General features: G+C 66.2%; 20 protein-coding genes. 12 read left to right on the plus strand and 8 right to left on the minus strand.

Annotated elements, in window-relative coordinates:
- Positions 1-49: 49 nt before the first annotated feature.
- On the minus strand, positions 50-1,600 hold the full coding sequence (locus tag NX1_RS10810; RefSeq protein ID WP_068057254.1) for a nuclease-related domain-containing protein: 1,551 nt from the start codon (positions 1,598-1,600) through the stop codon (positions 50-52).
- A gap of 219 nt (positions 1,601-1,819) precedes the next feature.
- On the opposite strand from NX1_RS10810, the gene NX1_RS10815 reads away from it, so the two are divergent.
- The 3 genes from NX1_RS10815 to darG all read left to right on the plus strand — a co-directional run bounded on the left by NX1_RS10815 (position 1,820) and on the right by darG (position 4,535).
- Positions 1,820-2,269 carry a hypothetical protein gene (locus NX1_RS10815; protein WP_084501317.1) on the plus strand — a complete coding sequence of 150 codons (450 nt, stop codon included), beginning with the start codon at positions 1,820-1,822 and terminating at the stop codon, positions 2,267-2,269.
- A gap of 547 nt (positions 2,270-2,816) precedes the next feature.
- Positions 2,817-3,458, plus strand: coding sequence for a type II toxin-antitoxin system toxin DNA ADP-ribosyl transferase DarT (gene darT, locus NX1_RS10820; RefSeq protein WP_068057256.1), 642 nt, complete (start codon positions 2,817-2,819; stop codon positions 3,456-3,458).
- A gap of 15 nt (positions 3,459-3,473) precedes the next feature.
- On the plus strand, positions 3,474-4,535 hold the full coding sequence (darG, locus tag NX1_RS10825; protein ID WP_068057407.1) for a type II toxin-antitoxin system antitoxin DNA ADP-ribosyl glycohydrolase DarG: 1,062 nt from the start codon (positions 3,474-3,476) through the stop codon (positions 4,533-4,535).
- Positions 4,536-4,700: 165 nt separating this feature from the next.
- Here darG and NX1_RS38680 read toward each other — a convergent pair whose 3' ends face one another.
- The 5 genes from NX1_RS38680 to NX1_RS10850 form a co-directional block, all read right to left on the minus strand.
- Positions 4,701-4,928 (minus strand): hypothetical protein, encoded by a 228-nt coding sequence (locus tag NX1_RS38680; RefSeq protein WP_373864874.1) that lies wholly within the window; start codon positions 4,926-4,928, stop codon positions 4,701-4,703.
- Positions 4,929-5,103: 175 nt separating this feature from the next.
- Positions 5,104-6,426 carry an MFS transporter gene (locus tag NX1_RS10835; RefSeq protein ID WP_068057260.1) on the minus strand — a complete coding sequence of 441 codons (1,323 nt, stop codon included), beginning with the start codon at positions 6,424-6,426 and terminating at the stop codon, positions 5,104-5,106.
- A gap of 156 nt (positions 6,427-6,582) precedes the next feature.
- Positions 6,583-7,308 (minus strand): hypothetical protein, encoded by a 726-nt coding sequence (locus NX1_RS10840; RefSeq protein WP_157119670.1) that lies wholly within the window; start codon positions 7,306-7,308, stop codon positions 6,583-6,585.
- Between the two features lie 59 nt (positions 7,309-7,367).
- Complete coding sequence (locus NX1_RS10845) at positions 7,368-7,805, minus strand: hypothetical protein (RefSeq protein WP_068057264.1); 438 nt, start codon at positions 7,803-7,805, stop codon at positions 7,368-7,370.
- The gene (locus NX1_RS10850; protein ID WP_068057266.1) at positions 7,802-8,200 is read right to left on the minus strand and encodes a YbaB/EbfC family nucleoid-associated protein; all 399 of its coding nucleotides are present in this window, start codon (positions 8,198-8,200) and stop codon (positions 7,802-7,804) included. The genes NX1_RS10845 and NX1_RS10850 overlap by 4 nt, the downstream gene beginning before the upstream one ends.
- A gap of 267 nt (positions 8,201-8,467) precedes the next feature.
- Between NX1_RS10850 and NX1_RS10855 the strand changes: the two genes are divergently transcribed.
- The 3 genes from NX1_RS10855 (at position 8,468) to NX1_RS10865 (ending at position 12,544) form a co-directional block, all read left to right on the plus strand.
- The gene (locus tag NX1_RS10855) at positions 8,468-10,669 is read left to right on the plus strand and encodes an elongation factor G-like protein EF-G2 (protein ID WP_068057268.1); all 2,202 of its coding nucleotides are present in this window, start codon (positions 8,468-8,470) and stop codon (positions 10,667-10,669) included.
- 67 nt (positions 10,670-10,736) lie between these two features.
- Entirely contained in the window at positions 10,737-11,480 is a 744-nt protein-coding gene (locus NX1_RS10860; protein WP_068057412.1) for a DUF4191 domain-containing protein, read from the plus strand.
- A 197-nt stretch (positions 11,481-11,677) separates the two neighbouring features.
- Positions 11,678-12,544, plus strand: coding sequence for an alpha/beta fold hydrolase (locus tag NX1_RS10865; protein WP_068057270.1), 867 nt, complete (start codon positions 11,678-11,680; stop codon positions 12,542-12,544).
- A gap of 418 nt (positions 12,545-12,962) precedes the next feature.
- Here the strand turns inward: NX1_RS10865 and NX1_RS10870 are convergent, their stop codons facing one another.
- On the minus strand, positions 12,963-13,415 hold the full coding sequence (locus NX1_RS10870) for an RDD family protein (RefSeq protein WP_068057414.1): 453 nt from the start codon (positions 13,413-13,415) through the stop codon (positions 12,963-12,965).
- A gap of 252 nt (positions 13,416-13,667) precedes the next feature.
- Between NX1_RS10870 and glnA the strand changes: the two genes are divergently transcribed.
- The 3 genes from glnA (at position 13,668) to NX1_RS10885 (ending at position 17,508) form a co-directional block, all read left to right on the plus strand.
- Positions 13,668-15,104 (plus strand): type I glutamate--ammonia ligase, encoded by a 1,437-nt coding sequence (glnA, locus tag NX1_RS10875; RefSeq protein ID WP_068057272.1) that lies wholly within the window; start codon positions 13,668-13,670, stop codon positions 15,102-15,104.
- 135 nt (positions 15,105-15,239) lie between these two features.
- Complete coding sequence (locus tag NX1_RS10880; protein WP_084501319.1) at positions 15,240-16,253, plus strand: asparagine synthase C-terminal domain-containing protein; 1,014 nt, start codon at positions 15,240-15,242, stop codon at positions 16,251-16,253.
- Positions 16,254-16,605: 352 nt separating this feature from the next.
- Positions 16,606-17,508, plus strand: a complete 903-nt coding sequence (locus tag NX1_RS10885) for a tyrosine-protein phosphatase (RefSeq protein WP_245668430.1) — start codon at positions 16,606-16,608, stop codon at positions 17,506-17,508.
- A gap of 54 nt (positions 17,509-17,562) precedes the next feature.
- On the opposite strand, the gene NX1_RS10890 is transcribed toward NX1_RS10885, so the two are convergent.
- A complete protein-coding gene (locus NX1_RS10890) occupies positions 17,563-18,003 on the minus strand; it encodes a TY-Chap domain-containing protein (protein ID WP_157119671.1) in 441 nt (146 codons plus the stop codon).
- A 162-nt stretch (positions 18,004-18,165) separates the two neighbouring features.
- Between NX1_RS10890 and NX1_RS10895 the strand changes: the two genes are divergently transcribed.
- The 3 genes from NX1_RS10895 (at position 18,166) to NX1_RS10905 (ending at position 22,138) form a co-directional block, all read left to right on the plus strand.
- Positions 18,166-19,815 (plus strand): CocE/NonD family hydrolase, encoded by a 1,650-nt coding sequence (locus NX1_RS10895; protein ID WP_245668431.1) that lies wholly within the window; start codon positions 18,166-18,168, stop codon positions 19,813-19,815.
- Between the two features lie 110 nt (positions 19,816-19,925).
- Entirely contained in the window at positions 19,926-21,302 is a 1,377-nt protein-coding gene (locus NX1_RS10900; RefSeq protein ID WP_068057420.1) for a M20 family peptidase, read from the plus strand.
- Positions 21,299-22,138 (plus strand): alpha/beta hydrolase, encoded by an 840-nt coding sequence (locus NX1_RS10905; RefSeq protein ID WP_068057278.1) that lies wholly within the window; start codon positions 21,299-21,301, stop codon positions 22,136-22,138. Before NX1_RS10900 ends, NX1_RS10905 begins: the two co-directional genes overlap by 4 nt.
- The last annotated feature ends 3 nt before the right edge of the window (positions 22,139-22,141 follow it).

Here is a 22,141-nt window from a genome sequence, read left to right on the forward strand (position 1 = left end):
ACCTTTCGCGGCGTCCCCTAGCGGCAAGCCCCAACTTGATCGCTGACGTTCAGCATTCGGGCGGGAACGGAAAGCAGACAGGCGGTACAGCCATCGGCCCCGCGCCAGACTGCTCGGCGACCTGCCCTGGCGGCGGAACGACTTCCGACTGCGAAACGGGTCGGGCTGGTTCGTTCGCGCTGTCGGGCCTCGCCGAGCAGGTAGACGCCATGAGCCAAATCGCGCAGAGAGTCAGGGCGACTACGGCGCAGGCAGCCAGTTGCTGGACGCGATGGTTGTCGCGCAACGCCGAAGAAACTCCGGTGCTCTCCAACGTTTGCGGAAGAGAAATCGTCCGTCCGAGGATCTCGACGCTGCGCCGCGTTTCCGGGACGGGTGCTGGGCGGAGGCGGCGCAGCGGTTGTGGCTCGGTCTCGGGTGTGAACCAGGCTGGTTCGCGGATGACCGACGAAATGGCTTGCGGGCGGGGAGCTTCGGTCTCCGGCAGTATCCAGGATGACCACCGGTCGGTGAACTGCGATTCCGTGGCGCTGTCGGGGAGCGTAGACACCGGGTGCTCGGGGCGTGCGGGGCGGGGGTTGTCCTTGATCAGCACAACGCCTCCCGACGACTGCGTCTCGGTCTGCTCGGCGAGCGACGGCTTGATGTCGTCCTCGACCAGAACCGAGCCCTCCGGCGATGGCTGTGTGTCGGCCTCGTCTGAGTGCGAGGACCGGTGGGTTTCCAGTGCCACTGCGGAGTGTGTCGCTTCCGCGCCGTCCTCCAGAGCAGGAGCGGACGCTTCCGCCGGTAGCGGGAACGCGGCTTCCGCCGTCTCCGCGTCCTCCGGTTCGATCAACGGTGCGTGCCCGCCGCCCTCGGACCTGCGTGGTGTCCGGATCGGCTCGACGTCGGGGTCGGGCTCGATCCAGGGCGGCTGCTGTTCGCGCGGCCGTCGGTCGGGCACCTTGTCGAGAAGTGGCTTGCGCTCTCGCGGAAAACCCTCGGTTACAAGCTCTTCGATCGACACCTTGTCGCCGAAGTTCAGCTCCTCCAGCAGCGCGTGGACGTCCTCTGCGGTCCACACGAACCGCCGGCCCGCGGTGCGGTGGAACCAGGCACGCAAATCGCCCGGCGTAGAGCCGAGCACGACGCCGCATCCGTGTCGCCGCGATTCGACGTTCAACGTCACGGTCGATTCCCGCGGCGGCACGACGACGACCAGACCGTCGACGAACGCGTCGGGATGACGCGAGCTCACCAGCGCCTTCAGGTTGAAGACGTTGTTCGTGACCTGGTCGAACGGGCTGGTGTCTTGCTCACGGACGTGGATCGGATCGCCCTCGAACCCCGACAGCCGCCAGCGGCCGTTGGCCTGGACGGTGAGGGTTCCCGCGCTCGCGTCCGGAGCCATGCCCTTGACCTCTAGGACCACGACCGCTCGAGGTGTGATCACCAACAGGTCCGCTTCCTGCGCGCGTCCTCTGTGATCGCGCTCGGGGATGTGGCAGCCCGAAATGGCCAGGCCCACAATGACGTACTGGCCCGTCCATGTCCGCATCCACTCGAGCACTCGCTGCTCGGATCTCGGTATCGCCGTTCGTTCGTTGATGACCAGCATCGACGGCCACCTCCATCGCGTCCACGCCAATCGACGGCTCAACGTTATTCGCCGCCGCGGCGCCTCGCGAATCGAAAGGCACTGTAAGAGCAGGGTATTGGCGACGCAAGGGCTGGCGTGTCGGGCGTGCCGGTCCACGATCGCCAACTGAAACGAATACCTTCCCGAGGTCGACAGACCTAACGACCTGTTCGGCCATATCGAGTCCGAGGAGTACGTATGAACCGCATTGTGAGGAAGATCGCCGGAGTTGCGGCGGCGGCCGCGGTGGCGCCGGTGGTGCTGGCCGCGACCGCGCACGCCGAATCGGGGCCGGTGTTCTTCAGCGCGGGCGGCATGAACTGCGCGATCTACGACAACGGTACTGTCGGTTGTGATCTCGGATCACCGACGCGCTTGCAGTACAACTTCCTGCCCTTCCTGCTGACGGTGAACGAGATCGTCATCGACCAGCCGTTCCTGCCCGCGCACCCGACCTTCGATCCGGGCACGCCGTACACCCTGCCTGGCGGCAACCCGCCACTAAGGGATGTCAAGACCGGCGACTGGCAGTGGGGCTCCTACATCGAGTACGCGGGGGCGCGCTGCGAGTCCGGCTTCCACGGCAGCTTCAGCTGTCAGTCGAAGGGACGGTCGTTCACGTCTTGGAGTGGAACGATCTCGGCCTGATCGAAAGTGTTGGCCGCAACAGCGGAGCGAGACGTCACAGTCCGCTCCGCTGTGGCGTTTCCCGCCGTCGTGCCACGTACCGATCGCCATGCTGCTCTGCCTCTGCGAACCGATACACCAGGTGACTGCGGCGGGGCCCGCCCTTCCTCTTCATGTATCTGCACGTACGACCGGTCTGGAGTTGAATCAGGTCTATTGCGAGCGGCACGTGACAGTAGCGATGACCCGATGCACACCTCCGGATCCCATCGGTGAGCAAGGGCTCGCCGCGATCAACGAGCTTGGAACCACTTGGGGCCGTGGACCGCTGCCCCCTGGCGAGCAATGCCGCGTTAGTTGACCATATTGCGAGTCCGGCCGCAGCCATCGCGATGCCGCCGATATCATTAGCAACAATCAAGTAGCACAACACGTTCCGTGATACGGTGACCACTCGCCACGTGGGGTGTGGTTCGGCGTGGTCGAGTCTGTCGGCCCGGGAGGGGGCGGGTGGTACGACATACAGGGGGACTGAGATGGCGCGCACAGCTAATGCGAGGGGCGGCCGATGATGCAACGCCCATCGCCTATTTGGGTCTTTCACATCACCCGTCTCGAACATGTTCCATCGATGATGGCGCATGGAATTTGGAGCGATACCCTCGCCTCGGCGAATGGGCTGACATCTATCCCGATCGGGCACAGCCACCTCAAGCAGCAACGTGCCGCCCGGACAGTGCCGATACCCCCAGGCGGATTTTTATCCGATTATGTTCCCTTCTACTTCGCCCCTCGCAGCCCGATGCTGTACGCGATCAACAAAGGACGCGTCGCGGGATATACCGACGGTTGCGATCGCATTGTGTACTTGGCCACTACCGAGGCCGAACTGCGCGGGCGCGACCTTCCAGTGCTCGGCACCGACAGGCATGCACTCGCGGCTTACGCACGCTTCACCGCCGACGGCACGGAGCTCCGACAGCTGGTGGACTGGCCGTTGATGAGGAGCACGTACTGGCACGATGTGGACGAGTACCCAGACCGGTGCGAACGTCGGCAGGCAGAGTTGCTCGTTCACCGGCGTGTCCCGTGGGATAGCATCCTGTTCATAGCGACTCGATCCGACGAGGTTGCGGCCGAGGTCAGGCAGATCATGGGGTCCGGCAGCCCGGTACCCAAGGTGGATGTCAGACCCGGCTGGTACTTCTAGGGGATGGAGGACGACATGATTCGGGAGGAACACGGGAACCTCCTCCGCGCCGATGCCGACGCACTGGTCAACACAGTCAACACGGTCGGAGTGATGGGCAAGGGCATCGCCCTGCAATTCCGCCGTGCCTACCCCGATATGTTCCACGCCTATGAATGCGCAGCCAAGGCAGGTCGGATCAGGATCGGCGAAATATTTGTCTGGGAAACCGGAGCGCTGAGCGGTCCGCGGTTCATCTTGAATTTTCCAACAAAGCGGCATTGGCGCTCACCCAGCAAGCTTCCTGATATCGAAGCTGGACTGAAAGACCTTGTGACGGTCATCCGCACATATCAGATCCGTTCCATTGCCATTCCCCCGCTTGGCTGCGGAAATGGCGGCTTGTCCTGGCATGATGTTGCGCCGCTGATCTGGACGGCACTCGAACCCACGGCGGCCGACACCGAAATCAGGGTTTATCCGCCTGAGGGCGCCCCTCCAGCGGCCGAGATGATCACTCGCACGGCGGCGCCGAGGATGACCATCGCCAGAGCCGCCGTCCTCAAGCTCCTGAAGGTATATGAAGACACCGCCATGCGCGCGGCAAGTCAGGTCGAACTACACAAGCTGGTCTACTTCCTGCAGCATGCGGGACAGGATTTAAGGCTAGAATTCACGAAGGGGCGCTACGGGCCTTACGCCGACAATTTGCGCAAGACATTACGCGAAATCGAGGGTCATTTCATCACCGGATTCGGGGATGGCAGCCGAAGGGCATTGGAATCCGAGCCAATTCGCGTGATACCGGATGCTGCCGATCGTTCCGATTCGATACTCGCCGATCATCACGCGGCGACACAGCGCGTCGAGCGAGTCATCGCGCTGTCCGAGGGCTTCAACAGCATGTATGGCATGGAACTGCTGGCTAGCGTCCATTGGGCCGCGGTGCACGGCAAGTCCCGGAACCGATACGAGATCATCGAGTATGTCCAGGCCTGGACGGAACGCAAGGGGATGCTTTTCACCGAGGAACATATCGCCGCCGCAATCACGCAGCTTGTGAAACAAAACTGGCTTTCAGCAGGACTCATCGATTAGATGCCGCGTGAGCCTGTTCGACGCCGCCGTGCCGGCATCGCGAACAGCCCACTCGAGAGTTCGATAGGGGTGTCCGCTGAGCGGCTGCAAAGGTCGCGGCGGAAGGCCGTTCGCTTCATCACACCGACAGCAGCTCTCGCCCATCCCAAGTGAACCGCGCCGTCGTCACCGCATCATCGCCATCCCCGCCCACGATCTGGTGGATCCCGATCCCACCCAGCTCCCCATACCTGCACCACTCGTGAGCCGAGGTCCTTCGTGGCGGGCAGCAGCAGCGGCCGCACGCTCAGCGGACCGATTTCCGATAGGTCCGCTCAACTGCTCGACAACGGCGCGAGCATCGAACCCGGCGGAGTCGAGCAGCAGCGCGTTCAGCTCGGCGACGTCGACCATCCGGTATTCGCCGGGTCCCCTGGTCGATCCGAGAAGATCCGCGATAGCGGTTTGATCACCGATGTTCAATTTCCAATCGGGTGATCTGACGCCCCGTCGAGAGCCGCCGATGCAGCGCAGTCCACAATGGCGCCAGGTCGATCGAGAGACGCCGAACGGACCGGGATGCCTCCATCTACGCAGGCTGCGCCTCACCTCGCCGGCCAACCCGTCCCCGCAGCGCCAGCACACCCAGAGCCGACGCCACCATGCACCCGCCGACCACCCACAGTCCGGCTCGCTGCGTCCCGGTCCAATCCTTCAACCAACCCGTCACATACGGCGCAGCGAATCCGCTGACGTTCCCGATCGAATTGATCAGCGCGATCCCGCCCGCCGCCGCGGTGCCGGAGAGGAATTCGCTGGGCAACGCCCAGAAGGTCGGCAGCGCGGCGAGTACTCCCACTGCGCAGACGGTTACCGCGGTCATGGCAGCGAACGGGTTGCCGAGGTACAGCGCGACAGGGATGGCGAGGCCGCCGACGAGCGCGGGTAGTGCCACGTGCCAAGCACGTTCGCCGGTGCGATCTCCGTGCCTGCTCCACCAGACCATCACGACGGCCCCGATGAGGTAGGGCACCGCGTTGATCAAGCCGCGCTGCACGACCGAATAGCTGACGCCGTACTGCTCCTCGAATCCTTTGATGATGGTCGGCAAGAAGAAGCCGAGCGCGTACAATCCGTAGACGACGCCGCCGTAGATCAGCGCCAGACCGAAGACGCGGGGATGGGTGAGCGCTTTCCGCACCGTCCAGTGTTCGGCCTGTTCCACGGCTTCGTGTTCGGAGGCGAGTTCGTTACTGAGCCAACGGCGTTCGTCAGGGGTGAGCCAGCGTGCCAATGCGGGACTGTCGGTGAGATAGAACCACGTCACGACCGCGAGCAGGATCGCGGGAATGCCCTCCACGAGGAACATGAACCGCCACCCGCTGAGGCCGAGAATGCCCTCACCGTATTCGATTATCAGGCTGGAGACCGTCGAGCCCAGCGCCGTGGACACCGGTACGGCGACCATGAACAACGCCACGATCTTCGCCCGCTGCGACCGCGGGAACCAGTACGTGAGGTACAGCAGGATGCCGGGAAAGAATCCGGCTTCGGCGATGCCCAGCGCGAAACGCAAGATGTAGAGCACGGTTTCGTTGGGTACGAACGCCATCGCGGTGGCGACCGCGCCCCAGCTGAGGAGGATGCGGGCGATCCAGCGGCGCGCACCGAACCGGTGCAGCGCGAGGTTGCTCGGTACCTCGAGCAGCAAGTAGCCGATGAAGAAGATGCCGGAAGCGAATCCGAACGCCGTCTCGGTCAGCCCGAGATCGGCCTTCATTCCGCTCGGACCCGCGAATCCGATATTGACGCGGTCTAGGTAGTTGACGAAATACAGCAGGCCTAGGAAGGGCACCAGCCGAAGGGTGGTCTTGCGCAACGTCGTTCGGGACACATCGGTCGTGACAGCCACCCGGGCACTCTTCCCGGGAAGGCTCGGCACGTCAAGTTTCGGCTCCATGCGCCGTAGACCCTTCTGCAGATCGGGCCCGCCAGGCACTCACGCCGCCGGTCGCCGCTGTGCGGCGAACGTGGCGGCCGAGCACGTCGAATCGCTACATCGCGGCGGTCAGTCGAGGATGTTTAGGACGACCCCGACAAGCATCAACCCCACGAATGCCGCCAGTAATGCGGTGATCACCCAACTGAACCTGATCCAGTTCAACCCCGGCCATCGCATGGGCTGGGGACCGATCGCACCGCGCAGTATGTACAACGCCGGGGAGCGATAGTGGACCGTTGTGCAGTGGCCTGAGACGACAGGGACCACCGTATCGGCGAACCCCATATCCCGCACCCACGCCTGAAAGATCCATTCGTACCACCACTTCGGCTTACTGGTCGAGACTTCGACGTGGTGCAGGCCAGGTGTCATTGGGATGTGCGTCCTCCCCCAAGCCACATCCGGCACCTCGACACCATCCACGAAAATCCGTGGGTGGGCGGACGCGTATGCGTTGGCGGCGATCCACCATCGAAAGTATCGAGCATCCAGGAGGATTCCCGTCTCACCTCGCCCCGGACGATAAGCGTCGACCGGATCGACGGCGGTCCCGTGCTTCAGCAGGAACCCGTGCGGGCCGATGGTGCCGGGCGGCGGGGCCATGTACGCGCTACCGTGCGGCGGGACACCAGAGAATCCGTGCTGCGGCTGAATCCCGCTGTGCGGCGGCATGTTGTGCCCGGGATACCCGACAGCGCCGTTGTGACCCGACGGTCCGGTCGGCGGGGCACCCGCGGAGGAACCAGTGCCGGGTGTTCCGAAGCGCGCACCGGGCTGTTGTTCGTAGCTCATCAGGGTTTCATCTCTCCATATGCACAGGCTGCTCGAGGCACATACCTGCGAGGTCTCGGCTACGCGGTCTGCGGCTGATTCTGCTTGCCGAGGAGGGCGTTGATGACACCCATGACGGCCTGCATGAGGGTGTTCACGTCTTTGAAGGCGCTGGCCATCTCGACGAGCAGCATCGAGATCTTGAAACCGTCACGCGCGAACCGTCCGTACACCGACGCGATGACGTGCGCGGCCCCGCCGCCCAGCGTGAGTGCGAGTTCGATCGTGTAACCGATCAGAGCGCCCAGCAGGCTGGCCAGGATGTCCTGCACCATCTTGCGGAACGTCTTGACGATGTCCGCCACGATCTGCATCGCCTCCCCGAGGCTGGCCGCGACCCCGCCGGCTCCGAGGATCTGATCGATCATGTCGGTGGCACGGTTCCGGTATGCGTCCCCCGCGTTACCGGTCCAAGTCGCGATGTCCTTCTCCAGACCGTTCTTCCAGGTTTCGCTCATGCTGGTGAGTTCGTTGGCGATGTTCGTCCAGCTTTCGGAAAGCGCTGCGCATACTGATCGGCGATCGCCGTGCCCGCCGGATCCTCGCCCACGGTGTCGTTCACGGTCTGCGCGACCTGGGTGCGTAACGTCGCCTGGGCCCGCCGCAGGCACGACATGATCTCGGCCGAGACCACCGCTGGGTCCATGCCGCGGGTGCCGGCGGCGAGCGCGATGTCGGTAGGCACGCCGTTGTTGTCCACCGTCACACCGATTCGCCCATCGCGACTGGTCTCGGTGACCGTCAGCGTCGCCATCCGCTCGCGCAACTGCTCGAAACTCTTGGCCTGACGCTCGAAATCCGCTGCTATGCGTGCGATGTCCTCCGCGGCACGGCTCGGATCCAATACCTCCATCAACCCCTCCTCCTCGAACTCCTACGTCACTGCAGGCGACGCGCAGCTCACGACGTTGTGGGTCTCGCCTTCTTCCTCTGACACGACCGCCGTCCGATCGGTTCCATCGAGATCCCGCGATCACCGAGTCGATCTTGTGCGACCACCGCGGGATCTGCGGCCCGTCCGGCCAGCTCATCGCCCTTCTCCCCCCGATTCGTGGACGCACGGCTACCGATGGTGGGAAGCTCGATATAACCGCGGTGTCGAGGCGAGGAAGCGTGACACATGGTGGACAAATCGAGTGGACCTGCCGGGGGCAACGGCAGAGCAGTGACGGTGGATCGGCCGGAACGCATTCGGAACGTGGTCCTGGTCGGTCACAGCGGGGCGGGGAAGACGACGCTGGTCGAGGCGATGGCGCTGACGACAGGCGCGGTGAATCGCGCGGGGCGGGTGGAGGACGGCACGTCGCTGTCGGACTACGACGAGATCGAACATCGGCAGCACCGGTCCGTGCAGGTGTCGGTGGTGCCGCTGGCGTGGCAGGAGATGAAGGTCAACCTGGTCGACACCCCGGGATACGCGGATTTCGTCGGCGAGCTGCGGGCGGGGTTGCGCGCGGCGGACGCGGCGCTGTTCGTCATCTCGGCGGCAGAGGGCGCGGAGGGGGTGAGCGGGGCGACGCGTGCGCTGTGGGAGGAGTGCGCGGCCGTCGGCATGCCGCGCGCGATCGTCATCACGCACCTGGACACCGCGCGCGCGGACTTCGAGGAGATGGTGCAGACGTGCCGGGAGGTGCTCGGCGGCGGGGCGTCGGAGAACATCCTGCCGCTGCATCTGCCGGTGTACGGGCCGCGCGGCGTTGACGGGCATCGGCCGGTCACGGGGCTGATCGAGTTGCTGCCCAACTGCGTGGCCGACTATGCCTCCGGTGAAGGAGTGCGCGGCGAGCCGTCGCCGGAGCAGGCCGCGGAGCTGGAAGAGGCGCGCAATCGGCTCATCGAAGGCATCATCGCCGAGAGCGAGGACGAGTCGCTCATGGAGCGCTACCTCGGCGGCGAGGACATAGAACTGGACACGTTGGTCGGCGATCTGGAGCGCGCGGTGGCTCGCGGCAGTTTCCATCCCGTGCTGTTCGGCGCACCCGCGCCGGAGGGCGCGCGGCAGGGTCTGGGAACGATGGAGCTGCTCGACCTGATCACAGGCGGTTTTCCCGCTCCGACCGAACACGTCGTCTCTGCGGCCCCGGCGACCAACGGCGCCGCGCCGACCCCGCTCGCCTGCGACCCGAAGGCCGCGCTGGCCGCGGAGGTCATTCGCACCGCTTCCGACCCTTATGTGGGCCGGGTGTCGCTGGTGCGGATCTTCTCCGGCACTCTGCATGCCGACGACACCGTGCACGTCTGTGGACACGGGCTGGCCGAGCGCGGACATCCCGACCACGACGTGGACGAGCGCGTCGGTTCGGTGACGGCGCCCTTCGGCAAGCAGCAGCGCCCGCTGGGCGAGGCCATCGCCGGCGACATCGCCTACGTCACCAAACTCGGCCACGCCGAAACCGGCGACACACTGTCCGGCACCGGAAAACCGCTGGTGATCGAGCCTTGGCCGATGCCGGATCCCTTGTTGCCCATCGCGATTCAAGCGCACAGCAAGGCCGACGAGGACAAGCTCTCACAAGGTCTGGCCCGGCTTGCGGCGGAGGATCCCGCCCTGCGCGTGGAAAACAACAGCCAGACACACCAATTGGTGCTGTGGTGCCTCGGCGAGGCGCATCGTGATGTCGCGCTGGAGCGGCTGCGCACCCGGTTCGGCGTGCAGGTGGACACCGTCGATCACAAGGTCGCGCTGCGAGAGACGTTCGCGGGCAGCGCGAAAGCGCGCGGCAGGCACGTGAAGCAGTCCGGCGGGCACGGGCAGTTCGCGGTGTGCGAGATCGAGGTGGAACCACTACCCGGTGGCTCGGGAATCGAGTTCGTGGACAAGGTGGTCGGCGGTGTGGTGCCGCGCCAGTTCATCCCCTCGGTGGAGAAGGGCGTGCGCGCGCAGGCGGCGCGCGGAGTCGCCGCGGGATATCCGCTGGTGGACGTGCGGGTCACGCTGTTCGACGGTAAGGCGCATTCGGTCGACTCGTCCGATGCCGCGTTCCAGACCGCGGGCGCGCTGGCGCTGCGCGAGGCGGCGGCCACGGCGGGCATCGATCTGCTGGAGCCGTTCGCCGAGGTCTGGGTCGTGGTTTCCGACGACTACCTCGGGCCGGTGCTGAGCGATCTGTCGAGCCGTCGTGGACGGGTGCTGGGCACCGAACCGCACGGGACCGGGCGCACGCGGATCCGCGCCGAGGTGCCCGAGCTGGAACTCAGCCGCTACGCGATCGACCTGCGTTCGCTCTCGCACGGGACCGGTGATTTCAGCAGGACCTACGCGCGCCATGAGCCGATGCCCTCGCAGCTCGCCGGTGCGCTCCGGGAAAACAGCAAAGGCTGATCACCCTTCGAAACTGTCGCCTGTCCCGGCGCAAATGCTGAGCTCGGCGGCCACTATTCTGAAACACATGGCAGCAGGCAAGGGCGGTAACCCGTCGAAGGAAGCGAAGGCCGCGGCGAAGGCGGCGCGCAAGCAGGCGTCGAAGGAGCGGCGCCAGCAGCTCTGGCAGGCGTTCCAGATGCAGCGCAAGGAAGACAAGCTCCTGCTGCCCCTGATGATCGGCGCGGTGCTCGGCATCACCCTGCTGTTCCTGGTCATCGGGCTGATCTTCGATCTGCAGTGGTTCCTGCTTCCGATCGGCATCCTGCTCGGCGTGCTGGTGGCGTTCATCGTCTTCGGCCGTCGCGTGCAGAAGAACGTCTACGCCAAGGCCGAGGGTCAGGCGGGCGCGGCCGCGTGGGTGCTCGACAACCTTCAGGGCAAGTGGCGGGTCAGCAACGGCGTCGCGGCGACCACCCAGCTGGACGCGGTGCACCGGGTGATCGGCCTGCCCGGCGTGATCTTCGTCGGCGAGGGTTCACCACAGCGGCTCAAGTCGCTGCTCGCCCAGGAGAAGAAGCGGACCGCGCGGCTCATCGGCGACACCCCGATCTACGACGTCATCGTCGGCAACGAGGAGGGGCAGGTCCCGCTGAAGGAACTCCAGCGCTACCTGACCAAGCTGCCGCGCAACATCGACACCAAGCGCATGGACAACATCGAGGGCAGGCTCGCCGCCCTCAGCTCGCGCAGCGGGCCCGCGCTGCCCAAGGGTCCGATGCCCGCGGGCGCCAAGATGCGCGGTGTGCAGCGCACGATTCGCAGGCGCTGAGAACGGCTTACGCTAGGCCCGCGTCCCACATTCCGGGACGCGGGCCTTCGTCTTTTTCGGGATGTGCCTGGTCAGGCGGGCAGCTGCCGCGGCCGTGGAAAAAACCTCTCCGAAGCGGGAAGAGCGGACTCGTATCTAACTGTTCAAACTAATTTGAATGGTTAGCCATGTTCGACATCGACCCTAGGAGAGAAGTCATGACTGTCGTCCACCACCGGACCGCCCAGATCCAGGGCCTCACCGTCTTCTATCGGGAGGCGGGCGATCCCGCGAACCCCACCCTGGTCCTGCTGCACGGATTCCCCAGCAGCTCGGCCATGTTCCGCAATCTGCTCCGCGACCTCGGCGACGCCTACCACCTGATCGCTCCCGACCACATCGGCTTCGGCCGGTCGTCCATGCCGCGCGTCGACGAATTCGACTACAGCTTCGACAAGCTCACCGAGATCACCGCCGAACTCCTCGACACCCTCGGCATCGACCGCTTCGCCCTCTACATCCAGGACTACGGCGCCCCGATCGGACTGCGCATCGCGAGCCGCCAGCCGGAGCGAGTCACCGCGATCATCACGCAGAGCGGCAACGCCTACCTCGAGGGGTTCACGCCGTTCTGGGACATCCTCTTCGCGCACGCGAAGGACCGCGCCGCCAACGAAGGCGAGGTGCGCAAGCTCCTCGAACTCGACGCCACGGAATGGCAGTACCTGCACGGCGTTCCCGAGGACCGTCGCGACCGTGTCAGTCCCGACACCTGGACCCTGGACCAGAGTTACCTCGACCGTCCTGGCAATAAGGAGATCCAGCTTCAGCTCTTCTGGGACTACCAGTTCAACCTGGACTCCTACCCCGCTTTCCAGAAGTACTTCGCCGAGCATCGGCCGCCCGTGCTGATCACCTGGGGCGAACACGACGAGATCTTCGGGGCCGAAGGCGCCCGCGCTTACCTTCGCGACCTTCCGGACGCGGAGATGCACCTCCTCGATGCTGGGCACTTCGCCTTGGAGACCCACGGGGACGAGATCGCCGTACTGATTCGCGACTTCCTGGGGCGGACGGTTCGCTAGGGCCCTGTCGCCACGTTCGCGTGGCTCGAGTAAATCGAGCGGAGAGGAATGGCGGTCGACTCGCCGCGTCGAACCACCACTTCTCTCCGCTCGATCGCGGTGGGCGGCATGTTCACCCGGGAGTTGCTCGCTCCCTGGGAGCAGGAAAGCTGAGGGCAGGCGGCCTGAGAGGCCTTCCACTGCGCTCACCACGGCCCACCATGCTCACCGCGGCGGGTTCAGCCAGCAGGCTCGTGGCAACGCCCGATCCGACCGCCGCGTTCGAGCGGCGGCGGTTCCGTCTCGACTCGACCAGCGCCTTCCCGACGCGCCGCTCTAGCGAGGGTTGACCTGCGCAGTCCCGGCTTCCCGGTCCTACCGCGACTCGGGTGACGCCCCAGGACAAATCGTCTCCAGCGCGTCCCGGCTGCCCGCGGTCCTACCGCGACTTGACCAACGCGGTCCCCGTCGCCCGGTCGTGCATACCGCGCCCGTCTCCGTCGGTGAACAGCGCGGGCACCACGAAAATCAGCAGTACCTGGCGCGCCAACGCCCGCACGAAGCCGACCGGCGCGGCCGCGTCGATCCGGATGACTCGCAACCTGAGGAAGTACTGCCCCGGCGTGAAGCCGAACAGCGACACCGCGGCAACGCCGATGACGAACCAGATGAGCAGCGGAAGGTTCGCGTTCACACCGCGCACGATCAGCGCGGAGATGCCGACCGCGATCATCCAGTCCACGAACAGCGCCGCGATCCGGCGGCCCATCCCGGCCAGCGAGCCCGCTCCCTCGCGGGGAAGCCCGAGAAGTTCGCCGGGAAACTCGGACGTAGCCGAGTCCCCGGGGTCCGCAGAGGGTCCGGAAAGCCAGGATCCGGTGATACGCGCCATGGCCTCCAGAATAGGCGGCAACTCTCCCGCGCCCAGCACCGCATAAGAGGAGTTCAGCCTCACAGGAAGCGTCGCGAACGACAGGACTACCATGCTTGGCGAGACAGGGTGGCCATCGCCACCCGACCAGCCGCACGTGTAACACTGGCGAAACACAGCCTTGACTGTAGGGAAACACCGCATCCATAGCGTCTGGTCGCGACGAACCCATGCAATCGACACTGGCTGGGAACCGATCCGTAAGGAGAACAAGTGACGTTCAGCACGGCCGATGAGGTCATCCAGTACATCAAGGAAGAGGACATCGAGTACGTCGATATCCGCTTCAGCGATCTTCCCGGTGTGCAGCAGCACTTCTCGATCCCGGCCAAGGCCTTCACGGCTGACCTCGCCGAAGAGGGTCTAGCGTTCGACGGTTCGTCCGTCCGCGGCTTCCAGTCGATCGACGAGTCGGACATGCTCCTGCTCCCCGACTACTCCACCGCGCGTATCGACCCGTTCCGCGCCGCGAAGACGCTGAACCTGAACTTCTTCGTCCACGACCCGTTCACCCGCGAGGCCTACTCGCGTGACCCGCGCAACATCGCGCGCAAGGCGGAGGAGTACCTGCGGTCGACCGGCATCGCCGACACCGCGTACTTCGGCCCCGAGGCCGAGTTCTACGTCTTCGACTCGATCCGTTACGAGTCGAACATGAACGGCGCGTTCTACGAGATCGAGTCGATCTCCGGCTCCTGGAACACCGGCGCGGAGTTCAACCCGGACGGCACCCTGAACCGCGGCTACAAGGTCCGCAACAAGGGTGGTTACTTCCCCGTCGCGCCGTACGACCACTACGTCGACCTGCGCGACAAGATCTCGACCAACCTGCAGAACGCGGGCTTCGAGCTCGAGCGCGGCCACCACGAGGTCGGCACCGCGGGCCAGGCGGAGATCAACTACCGCTTCAACACCCTGCTGCACGCTGCCGACGACCTGCAGCTGTTCAAGTACATCGTGAAGAACACCGCGTGGCAGGAAGGCAAGACCGTCACCTTCATGCCGAAGCCGCTCTTCGGTGACAACGGCTCGGGCATGCACGTGCACCAGTCGCTGTGGAAGGACGGCAAGCCGCTGTTCCACGACGAGGCCGGCTACGGCGGTCTGTCGGACATGGCGCGTCACTACATCGGCGGCATCCTGCACCACGCGCCGTCGCTGCTTGCGTTCACCAACCCGACCGTGAACTCCTACCACCGTCTGGTTCCGGGCTACGAGGCCCCGATCAACCTGGTGTACTCGCAGCGCAACCGCTCCGCGGCGGTCCGCATCCCGGTCACCGGCAACAACCCGAAGGCCAAGCGCATCGAGTTCCGCGCGCCGGACTCCTCGGGCAACCCGTACCTGGCCTTCGCCGCCATGCTGATGGCCGGCCTGGACGGCATCAAGAAGAAGATCGAGCCGCTGGCCCCGGTCGACAAGGACCTCTACGAGCTCCCGCCGGAGGAGGCCAAGAACATCCCGCAGGCCCCCACCAGCCTGGCGTCGGTCATCGACCGCCTCGAGCAGGACCACGAGTACCTCACCGAAGGTAACGTCTTCACCCCGGACCTGATCGAGACCTGGATCGACATCAAGCGCACCCAGGAGATCGCTCCGGTGAACCTGCGTCCGCACCCGTACGAATTCGAGCTCTACTTCGACGTGTAAGCCGTCGTACGGCAAGGTGTCTCGAGCCCTTCCGCACTTCGGTGCGGGAGGGCTCGTCCCGTTTCGGGACCGAGATCCACCCCTCTGCCACGAGCCGATAAGCCCCGACTGGCACGGTGCGGCTAGAACGGTGGCATGACCGACGTAGCATATTGGGCGCCACAGACTTCCGAACCGCTTCAGTTCGTCACCGATCTGGTCGGTGACGCGATCGTGCAGCCGAATCCAGGGGCGCGGGTTGTCATTGATCCAGAGGTAGCCGCGAAGAGCGTTGCTGCTGAAGCTCGCTCACGTATCGCGGCGGTGCTGGACGGGTTCGGCGGGGCACCGGCTGTTCTGCTCAGCGGTGGCGTGGATTCGATATATGTTGCGGCCGTGGCGGTTTCGCTTGGCGCGAGACCGAATGCGATTACGGTCGTGACCGAAGGACAGTCCGATGAGGCGAATGCGGCCGTCGTGGCGAAGGCGCTGGGGCTTCGTCATGATGTCATCCGGCTTTCTGCGGCCGAGGTGGTCGATCTTGCGCGGGAGGTGATGGCGCGACTCGGTACGTCGGAACTGTGGGAAGTCACGGCTGGGATACCGATTCTCGCTGCCCGTCGCCGCCTCGGCATCATCGACGACCTCGGTGCGATTCTCACCGGCAGTGGCGCTGACGCGATCTTCGGTGGAGGGCGGAAGCTGTCGTACGCGGTGGGCTCCGATGAGGCGCGGGTCGAGCTCGATCACCTCATCCGCGCCGAGACGGCGGCGAATTTCCGGGAAGCGCGTTTGGTGCCCAACTTCTATCCGGCGCTTCTCGATGAGCATGCCGATCGGCTCGTTCATGTATTCCAGACCGTGCGGTGGTGGCAGGTGGCTGAACGGTTCGCTCCGCCGGTGCTTTTCGGTGTGCACGATGGCCGTCAGGTCGACAAGCTGGCGTTGCGGATCGCTGCCGAACATGAGCTCCCCGCCGAGGTGAGAACTCTTGCGTGGGCCGCGAAGTCGCCCATTCAGCGATCCTCCGGCCTCATGTCCGTCCTCGCCGCCGCTGCCCGGACTTACGCCGCGAACCTCGCGGGCGCCCAGACTTACAGCGACCCGCGCACCGAGGATGCCGAGGCCGTCGCGACCCGCCTGTATCTCTCGATTCTCGAGCACCGCTAGAACCGCGAATCGAGACGAGTGGTCTTGCGGAAAGCTGGTGGGGATTCAGCAGCACCCACGTGCTTGCGCTGCGTGAGCACTTCGCCGAGCGCGCCGAAGATACCCGCGGCATCGATTCGGACGACGAGTACATGATCGAGTACAGCAGACGATCTGGACAAGCTGCGTGCTCGACTTCGAGCTCTCCGGGCACGAGATGGGGACTACGACTGACCGCTAATCCATCCCGGCAGTCGATCTGAGGCACCAAGAGGCCGCCGCACCCAAACGCTGGATCCCGTTGGGCGGGTTGTAAATCCCGCTGACCGGGTCGACCGCGACGAACCTGAGAACTCGCTTAGAACACGTTCTAGTGTCGCCCGGCATGAAGATTTCATTCATTGCTCTCATCGGTGCGGCGCTCAGTGCGCTGGCCTTGGTCTCCACCCCTGTTCCGCCGAGCGCGGTGGCCGAGCCGACGGTGGAGGCGTCGGCAACCCGGATCGACTTGCAGGGGGCCGTCAATGTTCGGGATATCGGAGGCTATTGGACGTATGACGGGGCTCGGGTCAAATCGGGCAAGGCGTTTCGGGCCGATTCGCTGGAGAAGCTGACCGATGCGGATGTGCAGAAGCTGGGAACGCTGAATCTGCGTGCGGCGGTGGATCTCCGAACGCCAGCCGAGGTGCAGTTCGCGGGGAAGGACAAGCTGCCCGCCGGTGTTTCGGCGGTCGCTCGGCCGATCGACGACACCGGTTTGTTCCAGCAGATGTTGCAGGCGATCCAGTCGCGGGATCCGCAGAAGCAGGAGGAGTTGCTTGGCAACGGGCGGGCCGAGCAGATCATGGCCGGGGTGTATCGCAGTTTCCTGAACGAGGCCTCGCGCAACGCCTTCGGGCAGACGATCCGCGACCTGGCGAACTCCGACCGCGCCACGCTCTACCACTGCACGGCGGGCAAGGACCGCACCGGCTGGCTCACCTACGTGGTGCTGCGCGCCGTCGGCGTGCCGGAGGGCACGGCTCGGCAGGACTATCTGCTGTCCAATCAGTACCGCGCCGCCGCCGATGCCAAGCTGCGTGAGGACGTGAAACGCGCTGGGCTGATGCAGAACCCAGACTTGTTGATCCCGCTGCAGGAGGTGCGCGACGTCTACCTGGACACCGCCATCCAGCAGATGGAACAGAGCTACGGCGATTTCGGCAAGTTCCTCACCCAGGGCCTCGGCCTGGATCCGGGCACGATCCTGAAATTGCGCAAGAACCTGGTCGGCTGAAGCCTCTGATCCCGAGCCCTCGCCATCCGAGGTGGCGGGGGCTCGGCGCTGTTCTCAGTGGTCGGTGCTCGGCTTCACGACGAGCCCGAGGACGGTGAGATCCAGATCGCCGGACGCCTCGGTCCAGCCCATGGCGCGCAGCTCGCTGGGCGCGCGCACGCCGAGCGCGTGTCGCAGGCCGAGAGCGACCGACCGGGCGAATTCGACCAGGACCGGCTCGGCCAGCGGCCAGAACAGGCTGCGCTGCCAGTTGTCGATCTCGAGCCGGGAGACCGGCGCCTGCCAACCGAGTTCGCGCAGCATCCGCTCGTCGTCGGCGGACATCGGCTGGGCCAGATAGCGATTGCCCGCGAGCTCGGCGGACAGCTTGATATCGAACTGCACGAACTGGACATACCGGTTGCCGGGCGCGGCGATGATCAGCGTCGCGCGCGAGGGTAGTTGGGCCAGGCAGCGAGCCAGCGCCTGCACGAATCGGTCCCAATCCGTGGTCACCGGCTCGGTCATATTTCCCCCGGTCGATCGCACTAGAGCCCGATCATACGCCGACCTGCCTGAGACACCGGGCGAATCTTTATGGCGGCTCCGCGGGCCTGCCGATCGCACCCCACATTCCGGGGCTGGACGGCGGCCCAGGTGACGCACCATAGTCCTCTGGTGCGAGTGGGTTCTGTGGTGGCGCGGGTGGCGGCCGGAGTGGCGTTGACGCTGGGTATGGCGACGCCCGCGGCGGCCGAACCGCCCGGCGTGCCGTTCACCTGGTGGCAGGCCTATCTGACCGCACCGGACGGCACCCGCCTACACGCTGACGTGCTGCGCCCGCCCGGCCTCACCGACGACGCCAAGACGCCGGTGCTGCTCACCGTGAGCCCGTACCGCTCGCACCTGGCCTACCTGACCCACCCGCTGCCGGAGGGCGGCCCGTCCGTCGAGAACCTGCCGGTCGATGACGCGCTGCGGGCGGGCTACACCTATGTGCTGGTGGATCTGCGCGGGTTCGGCGGCTCGAACGGCTGCCCGGACTACGGCGGACCGGGCGAACGGTCGGACGTGGTCACCGCGGTGGAATGGGCAGCTTCCCAGCCTTGGTCGACCGGACGGGTCGGCATGACGGGCACCTCCTACGAGGCGTGGACGGGCATGCTCGCGCTCGCGGCGAAGCCGAAGGGACTGGCGGCGGTGGCCGCGTTCGCACCGGTGGTCGACCCGTACTCGTACCTGTACATGCGCGGCGTCTCGTGGAAGTTCTCCGGGAAACCGGTGACGGACAACGGCATCCGGCCCGCCGACCAGGTCGGCTTGGAACATCTCGCCATCGCCTCCACCCCCGCGCACTGGAGCGACTCCCCCGAATATCAGGCGAACGCGGTGAGCATGCCGCCCGGCTGCGCCGAACGCTACGTCGACCTCACCACCGACCACGACGCCGCCAACCCCGGGTGGCGCGAGCGTGACCTCGTGGACGATTTGCGCGGCAACACCATTCCGCTGTTCCTCAGCCAGGGCTTCCTCGACGCCAACACCCGGCCGGACCGCGTCTTCGAGATGTGGCAGGGCCTCGGCCCCGGCGAACACCGCGCCTGGTTCGGCCCGTGGGGGCATACCGACTGCCACGCCAAATGCGGCACACCGTTTTTCGACGGCGAGCTGATGGCGTTCTTCGATCGGCACGTGGCCGGCAAGGACGTCGAGGTGCCAGGCCCCCGGGTCAGGGTTGGTCAGTTCGACGGCGGCTGGCGGGCCGAAACCTCCTGGCCGCCAACGGATTCGACCCGCGTAGCGGTGCAACTGCGGACCGGCTCCTACACCGACCGCGGCCTGCTGCCCGGCCGGGATCGCGAGATCTGGTCGGTGTCACAGCCGTTGGCGGAGCAGACGCATCTGTCCGGCATGGCGACGGCCGCGCTGCGACTCACCGGTCCGGAATCGGCGACCGTCGGTGTCGAGCTCTACGACATCGCGCCGGACGGACGCGCCACCATCGTCACCCGCGGCATCGCACCGGTGCGGCCCGAGGTCGAGCTCCGGCTGCTGGCCCAGGACTGGCCGCTCGCCACGGGCCATCGGCTCGGCGCGAAGATCACCGACGTGATCGACGACGTCTGGTCGCACGCGCCGAGCAATGCCGCCGTCACCGTGCACGCCGCACGCTTGGAGCTGCCCGTGCTCACCACCCCGCGCAGCCCCGACCTCACCGGCGGGACACCCGACATGCACGCGAGGTGGCGCGTCGAGAAGAGCTTCCAGCTGGGCCCCGACATCATGAACGACCCGGCGACCGCCGTCGACCTTCCGACTTCAGGGTGACGAAGCGGGCCGTCCACCACGGCAGCACCGACCAACCCGTCCCGTTCGCCGACGCGCGTGTTGAAGAATGCAGTGATGCTCACGAACACGCCGCCCCCGACCGGTGCCCGATGACGCCCGCGACCACCCCCGCCGGGGTCGACGACCGCGTCGCCGAGCGGCTCGCGGCGGCGCTGCGCTGCGCCACGGTGTCCACCGAGGACTCGACCGGCGCCGCCGACGCCGCCTTCGAGCAGCTCGCCGCGCACCTGGAGCGCTCGTTCCCGCTGGTGCACGCCGAACTCGAGCTCGAGCTGTTCGGGCACAGCAGGCTCTATCGCTGGCCCGGCGTCGAACCGGGACCTGCCTGCGCGATCCTGCTCGCCCACCAGGACGTGGTGCCGGTCGACGACGCGCGACGCTGGACCCATCCGCCTTTCGACGGCGTGGTGGACGACGAGTTCGTCTGGGGTCGCGGCGCCATCGACGACAAGAGCAGGCTGATCGCCATCCTGGAGGCGGTGGAGTCCGCGCTTGCCGAAGGCGTGCGCCCCCGGCACACCCTCTACCTCGCCTTCGGGCACGACGAGGAGATCTTCGGCGACGCGGGCGCCGTCCGGATGGCGGACCATCTGCGTAGGCACGGCGTGCACGCGGAGCTGCTGCTCGACGAGGGCGGCGTGATCACCGAGGGCGTCGCCGACGGCGTCGACCTGCCGGTGGCCTCGATCATGCTGGGCGAGAAGGGTTATGCCACAGTGCGGCTCCGGGTGCAGGAGACCGGAGGGCATTCCTCGATGCCGGGCAGGCAGACCGCGGTCGGCCGGATCGCCAGGGCGGTGGGGCGCATCCAGGACCATCCGATGCCGCTGCGGCTGACCCCGGTGATCGCCGACATGCTCACCCGGCTGCGCGCGGTGATGCCGGAGACTCGCAGGCGGCTGCTCGGCATCGCCGCTCTCGCCGGGCCGATGATCACCAGGATCATGGCCGCCCGCCCGCAGACCGAGGCGCTTGTGCGCACCACCACCGCCCCCACCGTCATCAGCGGCGGCGTGAAGGCGAACGTCCTGCCGCAGCGCGCCGAGGCGCTGGTGAACTTCCGCATCCTGCCCGGCGATTCGGTGGCCGGGGTGCTCGCGCACTGCCGCAGGGTGATTCGCGATCCCGGCGTGCAGGTGGAGCTGGTCGGGATGTCGTCGGAACCGTCGCGGACCACCGCGCCCGGCCCCGCGTTCGAGCTGGTCGCCCGGCTGGCCGAGACCGTCGTCCCCGGCATCGCGGTCACCACCGGTCTCGTGCCCGGCGCCACCGACTCGCGCCACTACGACGATCTCGCGGCCACCCGGTGCAACTTCGCGCCGATCGTGCTGACCCAGGACGACCTGGCGACAATCCACGGAACCGACGAGCGCATCTCCCGGGTGAACTACGCTCGGCTCATCGAGTTCAATCGGCGGTTGATCGAGGAACTCGCGCATGGTTCTACCCGAGAGGAGCGCAGGTGACCCGCATCGAGGACGGTCATTTCGAGGGCACGGGCAGCCGGATCGCTTGGCGCGCATGGCTTCCCGAGACCGCGGCCAAGGCGGTGGTCGTGCTGGTGCACGGCGTCGCCGAGCATTCCGGCCGGTACGGTCACGTCGGAAAGCGGCTGGCCGACGCCGGGTTCGCGGTCTACGCGCTCGATCACCTCGGCCACGGCAAGTCCGCGGGCAGCAAGGCGAACATCGGCTCCATGGCGGGCTCCGCGGACAATGTCGAGGGCATGCTCGACATCGCCGCCCGTGAACAGCCCGGCGTGCCGAAGTTCCTGCTCGCGCACTCGATGGGCAGCTTGATCACGCTGTATCTGGCCACTCGGGCGCCGATCGACGTGGCGGGCATCGTGCTCTCCGCCCCGCCGCTTGACATCCCGGTCGTCAACCCGGTGCAGCGACTGCTGGCGCCGGTGCTGTCCCGGCTGACGCCGAATCTCGGTGTGCTGACGCTGGATTCGTCGATGATCAGTCGCGATCCCGCGGTGGTCGCCGCCTACGACGCCGACCCGCTGGTCTATCGCGGCAAGCTCCCGGCCCGCACCGGCACCGAGATCCTCAACGGGACCGAGACGGTCAAGCGGCGGCTGGACAAGCTCACCGTCCCGCTGCTGGTGCTGCACGGCACCGAGGACGCGCTCGCCGCACCGTCGAGCACGGACCTGATCGAGCGCGGCGCGGCTTCGAAGGACCTGACCGTCATCCGCTACGAAGGCCTCTACCACGAGATCTTCAACGAGCCGGAGCAGGACCGGGTGCTCACCGACGTGGTCACATGGCTGGAGGCGCACCTCACCGAGCCGTAGGAT

This window comes from Nocardia xishanensis NBRC 101358, from assembly GCF_001613365.1.
GTDB classification, from domain to species: domain Bacteria; phylum Actinomycetota; class Actinomycetes; order Mycobacteriales; family Mycobacteriaceae; genus Nocardia; species Nocardia xishanensis.

What these genes read in the sequence shown, in the direction of transcription:
- NX1_RS10810 (WP_068057254.1), bottom strand. Translation starts at nt 1,600, where the DNA reads ATGCTGGTCATCAACGAACGAACGGCGATACCGAGATCCGAGCAGCGA.
- NX1_RS10815 (WP_084501317.1), top strand. Translation starts at nt 1,820, where the DNA reads ATGAACCGCATTGTGAGGAAGATCGCCGGAGTTGCGGCGGCGGCCGCG.
- darT (WP_068057256.1), top strand. Translation starts at nt 2,817, where the DNA reads ATGATGCAACGCCCATCGCCTATTTGGGTCTTTCACATCACCCGTCTC.
- darG (WP_068057407.1), top strand. Translation starts at nt 3,474, where the DNA reads ATGATTCGGGAGGAACACGGGAACCTCCTCCGCGCCGATGCCGACGCA.
- NX1_RS38680 (WP_373864874.1), bottom strand. Translation starts at nt 4,928, where the DNA reads ATGGTCGACGTCGCCGAGCTGAACGCGCTGCTGCTCGACTCCGCCGGG.
- NX1_RS10840 (WP_157119670.1), bottom strand. Translation starts at nt 7,308, where the DNA reads ATGAGCTACGAACAACAGCCCGGTGCGCGCTTCGGAACACCCGGCACT.
- NX1_RS10845 (WP_068057264.1), bottom strand. Translation starts at nt 7,805, where the DNA reads ATGAGCGAAACCTGGAAGAACGGTCTGGAGAAGGACATCGCGACTTGG.
- NX1_RS10850 (WP_068057266.1), bottom strand. Translation starts at nt 8,200, where the DNA reads ATGGAGGTATTGGATCCGAGCCGTGCCGCGGAGGACATCGCACGCATA.
- NX1_RS10855 (WP_068057268.1), top strand. Translation starts at nt 8,468, where the DNA reads ATGGTGGACAAATCGAGTGGACCTGCCGGGGGCAACGGCAGAGCAGTG.
- NX1_RS10860 (WP_068057412.1), top strand. Translation starts at nt 10,737, where the DNA reads ATGGCAGCAGGCAAGGGCGGTAACCCGTCGAAGGAAGCGAAGGCCGCG.
- NX1_RS10865 (WP_068057270.1), top strand. Translation starts at nt 11,678, where the DNA reads ATGACTGTCGTCCACCACCGGACCGCCCAGATCCAGGGCCTCACCGTC.
- NX1_RS10870 (WP_068057414.1), bottom strand. Translation starts at nt 13,415, where the DNA reads ATGGCGCGTATCACCGGATCCTGGCTTTCCGGACCCTCTGCGGACCCC.
- NX1_RS10880 (WP_084501319.1), top strand. Translation starts at nt 15,240, where the DNA reads ATGACCGACGTAGCATATTGGGCGCCACAGACTTCCGAACCGCTTCAG.
- NX1_RS10900 (WP_068057420.1), top strand. Translation starts at nt 19,926, where the DNA reads ATGACGCCCGCGACCACCCCCGCCGGGGTCGACGACCGCGTCGCCGAG.